Genomic DNA, 6,824 nt, shown 5'->3' on the forward strand with positions numbered 1-6,824 from the left:
GCCGAGGGTGTCGCCGGCCTCGCCCAGGGTGGCGGGGCCGACCGTCACGGTCCGGTTCCTGGGGTGCGCGAGCAGGGTGAGGCGCAGGACGGCGGGGTCGGTGCCGTCCGGTGGGCCGGAGGCCTCCCGGCGCACGGGCGCCACGCGGACACGCACCCCATCGGGGGTCTCACCGCCCTCGCTCACCACATGCAGCACCTGTGCCTCGCCCAGCCCGGTACCGGAGTCCCGGCCGTCCTCGAAGGGACGGACCCCGAGGGCCGCACCGGCCGCGCGGAGCTCCGCCTGCTGCCGCTCGCCCTTGAGCAGCGCCCACACGGGTGTGCCGCCGAGCTCCAGGGCTCGGACGAGCAGATCGGCGACGAGCAGGACACGCAGGTTCGTCGGGTCGAGCCCCTGGGTGTGGGCCTCGACACGGGTCAGGCCCCGCCGGGCGGGGGCGGCGTCGACGGGCTGGCCGGTTCGGGCGTCGGTGATGCGCAGCACGAGGCGAGCCTAGGCGCGCGAGGGGGCGTACACAGGTATCTGGGGCGGTTTTCGGGGTGCCGTGCGCGAAACCCGGCGCCGGTCGGCCCTGCGAGCGGTACAGTCCACCGCCCTCGGAGTGGCGTGCGGCAACGGGAATCACCGCGGGTTCCGCTTCGTTGTGCGGAGCGACAGTTCTTTCACGGCTCGGGACACATGAACACGGGTCACGAGCCAGATTCCCGGGAGGCCCGACGGTGTACGGCGACGAGGCAACGGTCCGCAAGATCCTCACCGGACTCGGTGACACCTGGGCCGTGGTGGGCCTGTCGTCGAACCGCCGGCGCGCGGCGTACGGCGTCGCCCAGGTGCTCCAGCGGTTCGGCAAGCGGGTGGTGCCGGTGCACCCGAAGGCGGAGACCGTGCACGGCGAGCAGGGCCACGCCTCACTCGCGGACATCCCCTTCTCGGTGGACGTGGTGGATGTGTTCGTCAACAGCGAGCTGGCCGGGGCGGTCGCCGACGAGGCAGTGGCCAAGGGCGCGCAGGCGGTGTGGTTCCAGCTCGACGTCATCGACGAGGCGACCTACGAGCGGACCCGCGCGGCGGGCCTGGAGATGGTCATGGACCGCTGCCCGGCGATCGAGATACCCCGGCTCGGATAGGGCCTGTTCCGGGCGCGCCACGCCGCCATAATGGCGCGATGACCCAGAGTTCGCCCGAGGGCGGCCCTCCTGCCCCGCAGCACTTACCGGTCGTCGTCGTGGGTGCCGGACCCGCCGGTCTCACCGTCGGGGCGATCCTGCGGGCGGCCGGTCTGGACTGTCTGGTCCTGGAGACGGAGACCCGGGAGTTCATCGAACGGCGGCCCCGGGCCGGGGTGATCGAGGAGTGGGCGGTACGCGGTCTGGAGCGGCGGGAGCTCGCGGCGAACCTGCTGGTACGGGCCGAGCTCCACACGGCGTGCGAGTTCCGCTTCGACGGGAAGCGCCACCGGTTCGCGAACCGGGAGCTGAGCGGCAGTCACCACTGGGTCTATCCGCAGCCGTTGCTGGTGACGGACCTGGTGCGCGAGTACGCGGACGTGCGGGGCGGACGGATACGGTTCGGCGTGCGGGACGTCCGGCTGCACGACCTGGACGGCGACCGTCCGTCGGTGTCGTACCTCTGCCCGGAGAGCGGGCGGCGGGAGGTCGTGTCCTGCGAGTTCGTCGCGGGGTGCGACGGGGCCCGCGGGGTGACCAGGACGTCCGTCGCGACCGGACGGGCGCGCGTCGCGCGGCACGACTACGGCATCGGCTGGCTGGCCCTGCTCGCCGAGGCGCCGCCGTCCGCCGACTGTGTGCTGTTCGGCTGCCATCCGGACGGCTTCGCCGGTCAGATGCCCCGCAGCCCCGGCGTGACCCGCTACTACCTCCAGTGTCCGCCCGGCGACGACCCGGAGAACTGGCCGCACGAGCGTGTCTGGGCGGCGCTGCGACGCCGGCTCGGCGCGGCGGGGGCGGCCCCGCCGGTCGAGGGGAGGCTGATCGGGAAGCGCGTACTGGACATGCACGACTACGTGACCGAACCGATGGCGTCCGGACGCCTCTTCCTGGCCGGGGACGCGGCACACCTTATGGCGCCGATCGCCGCCAAGGGACCTCGCCCTGCACGACGCGTTCCTGCTCGGCGACTCCCTGGCCGCCCGGCTCACCGCGGGTGACGACAGCGGACTCACCGGCTACTCCGCGGAGTGCCTGCGGCGCGTGTGGGACTACCAGGAGTTCTCACAGTGGCTCTCCGAGCTGTACCACGGCAGCGCGGCGGGAGACCCGTTCCGCGCGGGCACCACCCTCGCCCGGCTGCGCCGCCTGTTCACCTCCCCCACCGCCGCCGCGTCCTTCGCGGAGCAGTACCTGGGCACGGCCGCGCGGTACTGAGACCGGTCCCCGCGCGTCGCACCGCGGCCGGCCGCGGTCAGTCGTGCGGGGGCCGGCCGCCGATCCGGTGGTCGGCCACGTTCAGCGCCTCGTCCACCAGTCTCCGCAGATGGCCGTCGCGCAGGGAGTAGATCACCCGGCGGCCCTCCTTGCGGGTGTCCACCAGTCCCGCCAGACGCAGCCGCGCCAGGTGCTGGCTGACCGCCGGCCGTGCCGCCCCGCAGGCCCGGGTGAGCGTGGTGACATCGGCCTCGCCGCCGCTCAGGGCGTGCAGCAGGGTCAGCCGGGTGCGGTCCCCGAGCAGCGCGAGCAGCTCCGCCGCGAGCGTGAACTGCTCCTCGCCCGGAGGGTGTGGATGCGCATCGTGCGCAGGTGACAGGTGCATGCGTGCGCTCATACGCACATAATGGCTCCGTGGACACCAGCGCGTCCACCGCGCGCACCGGAAGGGGACCCTCGTGAGCGACCGGCACCACCACGACCACCCGCACCCGCACCCGCACCCGCACCCGCACCCGCACCCGCACCCGCACGATCATGCACACCATCACGACCACCCGGGCCACCGGACTTCGCCGCTCCGGCGTCTGGCCCGTCGCCTCAGCCCCCACTCCCACGAGACCGGGGACAAGCTCGACTCCGCCCTGGAGTCCTCGGCCCGGGGCATGCGCGCGCTCTGGATCTCGCTGGCGGTGCTCGGCGCGACGGCGCTGGCACAGGCGGCCGTGGTGGCCGTCTCCGGTTCGGTGGCACTGCTCGGCGACACGGTGCACAACGCCGCCGACGCGCTCACCGCCGTACCGCTGGGCATCGCCTTCGTACTGGGCCGGCGTGCGGCCACCCGCCGTTTCACCTACGGCTACGGGCGTGCGGAGGACCTGGCCGGCATCATGATCGTGCTGACGATCGCCGCGTCCGCGGCCTTCGCCGGCTGGACCGCGTTCGGCCGGCTGCTCGATCCGCGCCCCGTCGGACACCTCCCGGTGGTCGCCGTCGCGGCGCTCGTCGGGTTCGCGGGCAACGAGTGGGTGGCCCGTTACCGCATCCGCGTCGGACGCTCCATCGGCTCGGCCGCGCTCGTGGCCGACGGACTGCACGCCCGGACGGACGGGTTCACCTCGCTGGCCGTACTGCTGAGCGCCGGCGGCGCGGCACTGGGGTGGCGGTACGCGGACCCGGTGGTGGGGCTGGCGATCACGGCGGCGATCGTCCTGGTGCTGCGGGACGCCGCGCGGGAGGTGCTGCGGCGGGTGATGGACGCCGTGGACCCTGCGCTGGTGGACCGGGCCGAGCGGGCGCTGACGCGGGTTCCGGGCGTGCGTGGGGTCGGTGAGCTGCGGCTGCGCTGGATCGGCCACCGGCTGCGCGCCGAGGTGGCGGTCGTGGTGGACGGCGAGGTCACGGTGGGCGAGGCGCATCGCATCGCGGTCGACGCGGAGCACGCGCTGCTGCACGCCGTCCCCCGGCTGACCGCGGCCCTGGTCCACGCCGACCCGGAACCGGTGCCGGGAGCGGAGGACCCGCATCTGCCGCTGGCCCACCACACGGTGGGCTGACCCCTCAGGCCGCCCCGGGCTCCGTCCCCAGCCCTTCCAGCACGACCGCTCCCGGCAGCTCCGCGAACGCCTTGCCGGGCACCAGCAGCTTGCCGCGCCGCCGCCCGCTGCCGACCAGCACGTACGGCAGATCCACGACGGCCGCGTCGACCAGCACCGGCCAGCCTCCCGGGAGTCCGACGGGGGTGATGCCGCCGTACTCCATACCGGTCTCCCCCGTGGCCGTGTCCATCGGGGCGAAGGACGCCTTGCGGGCGCCGAGGTGACGGCGTACCACGCCGTTGACGTCGAGCCGGGTGGTGGACAGCACGACACACGCGGCGAGGGTGCTCGCGGCTCCGCGCCGGCCCGCCACCACCACGCAGTTCGCCGAGCGTTCCAGCAGGTCCCGGCCGTAGTGCTCGACGAAGACGGCGGTGTCGGCCCAGCGCGGGTCGGTGTCGACGTAGAGGATCCGGTCGGCGGGGACGCCGCCGCTCCAGGCGCGGACCGCGGCGGCGACCGGGCCGGTGAGCTCGTCGAGGCAGTCGGTGACGGGGGTGGCGTGGTCGAAGTCGCCGATGGGTGCGCGCATCCGCGCACCGTAACAGCCGTTCCACGGCCGTCGCAGGGGCGTCTCAGCGGACGGCCGGCACCGAGACGGCCAGGATCATCTCCATCGGCCGCTCGCCCTGATTGCCGTACGTGTGAGGCGTGTCGGCCTCGAACGAGGCGCTGGCACCGGCCGGTACGCGGTGCTCGGCCCCGTCGACGGTGAGCGTCAGCTCGCCCGCCGTGACATGGAGGAGTTCGACCGTGCCGGCGGGGTGCGGATCGGAGTCGCTGCTCTCGCCCGGCATCAGCCGCCAGTCCCACATCTCCAGCGGCCCCGGGGCCTCCGTGCCGGCGAGCAGCCGGTTGAAGCTGCCGTCCTCGGTGTGCCACAGCCGCACGGCCCGGTCCGCGGGGACGACACGGACCCTGGGGCCCTGCTCGTAGTCGAGCAGTGTGGGGATGCTGACGCCGAGTGCGTCACCGATCTTGACGACGGTCCCGATGCTCGGGTTGGTGCGGGCCTGCTCGATCTGGATGAGCATGCCGCGGCTGACCCCGGCCCGCGCGGCGAGCGTGTCGAGGGTGAATCCGCGCTCGGCGCGCCAGCGTCTGACGTTCCGCGCCAGCGACCGGGTCAGCAGCTCGAGATCCGACACGTCCCATCCCTTCGGTCCACTGTGGTGAATGACAGGGTTCAGCCTGCTCGACCACGGTGTGGCGCACCCGAGCGTGCACCGCACTGTACTGCGGAGCCCGCCGTGACAGCACTCTTCGCCCTGGCCGCGGTCCTCTCCGCGCTCCGCACCGTGTGACCGCCCCCGCGTCCGGGGCCGGCCAGGTGAACGGCGGCCGCACGGTCCTGGGAGGCCGGTGCCGGACTCGTCCCGGCGGGGCCGGTGCGGCCGGTGGCGGAGGGCGGGTTCTCAGCTCCCGGGTTCCAGTTCGGCGACCCGCGCCGGGCCGGCCACGTCCAGTTCCGCGAGCCGGGCCACGCTCTCCTCGTCCAGCAGCGACAGGGCCCGCAGCTGCTCCGGGGTGACATCCTCCGGGATCGGCACGGGCGCCGGGGTGCGCAGGGGCGGCTGCCAGCCGTCGGCGGGGGTCCAGCGGCGTACGACCCGGGCCGGAGCGCCCGCGACCACGGCATGGTCGGGCACCGTGCCCCGGACCACCGCGCCCGCGGCCACCACCACGTTCCGTCCGACCCGCGCGCCCGGCAGGATCACCGCGCCGGTGCCGATCCAGCACCCGGGGCCGATCTCCACCGGCTCCATCCGGGGCCACTGCTTGCCGATGGGCTCGTGCGGATCGTCGTAGGAGTGGTTGGTGGACGTGACGTAGACGTACGGCCCGAAGTAGCAGTCGCTGCCGATGGTGACGGCCGTGTCGGCGATGACATGGCTGCCGCGGCCCAGGACGACCCCGTCGCCGATGCGCAGGATCGGCTCGGGACCGAGGTCGAGGCCGGGCATCAGGCCGGCGGTGAGGGTGACCTGCTCGCCGACGATGCAGTGCGCGCCGATCCGGATCCAGGGTTCGCCGAACACCGTGCCGAGCGGGAAGGCGAGCCTGGTGCCGGTTCCCATGGCGGCGAAGCGGAAGCGGCCGGGGTGCTCGGCGGTGACCGAGCCCGTGCGCCGCGCCCAGGCCCAGCCCGCGTGGACCGCGCGCTGAGCGAGGCGGCGCGGCATGGACGAGAACGTGTTCTTGCGCTTCGGCACGCGTTCACCGTACTGAGCGCACGGCGCCGGTACCGCGTCGACGGGCTGTGATCTTCGCCCCACGCCGGTGGCGTACGGTTCCGTCCCGGGTACCGACAAGGAGGCGACGATGACGCACAGGGCGCTGATCACAGGCATCGGCGGCAAGGAACCGAAGGTGGCGGCCGCGGCGTTCGTGGCGCCGACGGCGAGCGTGATCGGGGACGTGACGCTGGAGGCGGGGGCGAGCGTCTGGTACGGCGCGGTGCTCCGGGGCGACGTGGAACGGATCTCTGTGGGCGCTGCCAGCAATGTGCAGGACAACTGCACGCTGCATGCGGATCCGGGTTTCCCGGTGACCGTGGGCGAGCGGGTCTCCATCGGGCACAACGCCGTGGTGCACGGGGCGACCGTCGGGGACGACTGTCTGGTGGGAATGGGGGCGACCGTGCTGAACGGTGCGGTGATCGGGGCGGGCTCCCTCGTCGCCGCGCAGGCGCTGGTGCCGCAGGGCATGGTCGTGCCGCCGGGGTCGCTGGTGGCGGGGGTGCCCGCGAAGGTGCGGCGGGAGCTCAGCGCGGAGGAACGGGAGGGGCTGACCCTCAACGGGACGATGTACGCGGAGTTGGCGAAGGCTCACCGGGAGG

The 6,824-nt window shown here is 73.8% G+C and carries 7 protein-coding genes and 2 pseudogenes; 4 read left to right on the plus strand and 5 right to left on the minus strand.

The window, feature by feature from the left end; translation table 11 throughout:
• Window positions 1-486 (minus strand): annotated as a pseudogene (locus B9S61_RS25600) (hypothetical protein); the annotation flags it as partial.
• Window positions 487-722: 236 nt separating this feature from the next.
• Here B9S61_RS25600 and B9S61_RS25605 point away from each other — a divergent pair.
• Window positions 723-1,130 (plus strand): CoA-binding protein, encoded by a 408-nt coding sequence (locus B9S61_RS25605; RefSeq protein ID WP_103544354.1) that lies wholly within the window; start codon window positions 723-725, stop codon window positions 1,128-1,130.
• 38 nt (window positions 1,131-1,168) lie between these two features.
• Window positions 1,169-2,387 (plus strand): annotated as a pseudogene (locus tag B9S61_RS25610) (4-hydroxybenzoate 3-monooxygenase).
• A gap of 37 nt (window positions 2,388-2,424) precedes the next feature.
• On the opposite strand, the gene B9S61_RS25615 reads toward B9S61_RS25610, so the two are convergent.
• On the minus strand, window positions 2,425-2,784 hold the full coding sequence (locus tag B9S61_RS25615; protein WP_181007526.1) for a metalloregulator ArsR/SmtB family transcription factor: 360 nt from the start codon (window positions 2,782-2,784) through the stop codon (window positions 2,425-2,427).
• A 61-nt stretch (window positions 2,785-2,845) separates the two neighbouring features.
• On the opposite strand from B9S61_RS25615, the gene B9S61_RS25620 reads away from it, so the two are divergent.
• Window positions 2,846-3,943, plus strand: coding sequence for a cation diffusion facilitator family transporter (locus B9S61_RS25620; protein WP_103544355.1), 1,098 nt, complete (start codon window positions 2,846-2,848; stop codon window positions 3,941-3,943).
• 4 nt (window positions 3,944-3,947) lie between these two features.
• Here B9S61_RS25620 and B9S61_RS25625 read toward each other — a convergent pair whose 3' ends face one another.
• From B9S61_RS25625 to B9S61_RS25635, 3 genes are all read right to left on the minus strand, one after another.
• Window positions 3,948-4,517, minus strand: coding sequence for a YbaK/EbsC family protein (locus tag B9S61_RS25625; protein ID WP_103544356.1), 570 nt, complete (start codon window positions 4,515-4,517; stop codon window positions 3,948-3,950).
• Window positions 4,518-4,560: 43 nt separating this feature from the next.
• Window positions 4,561-5,133, minus strand: coding sequence for a helix-turn-helix domain-containing protein (locus tag B9S61_RS25630; RefSeq protein WP_103544357.1), 573 nt, complete (start codon window positions 5,131-5,133; stop codon window positions 4,561-4,563).
• A 267-nt stretch (window positions 5,134-5,400) separates the two neighbouring features.
• Window positions 5,401-6,198: an acyltransferase gene (locus B9S61_RS25635; RefSeq protein WP_103544358.1), complete on the minus strand. Its 798-nt coding sequence runs from the start codon at window positions 6,196-6,198 to the stop codon at window positions 5,401-5,403.
• Between the two features lie 109 nt (window positions 6,199-6,307).
• Here B9S61_RS25635 and B9S61_RS25640 point away from each other — a divergent pair.
• Window positions 6,308-6,824 (plus strand): gamma carbonic anhydrase family protein (locus B9S61_RS25640; RefSeq protein WP_103544359.1); only part of this gene is annotated, 517 nt, incomplete at its 3' end.

This window comes from Streptomyces sp. SM1, assembly GCF_002910825.1.
Lineage (GTDB): Bacteria > Actinomycetota > Actinomycetes > Streptomycetales > Streptomycetaceae > Streptomyces > Streptomyces okerensis.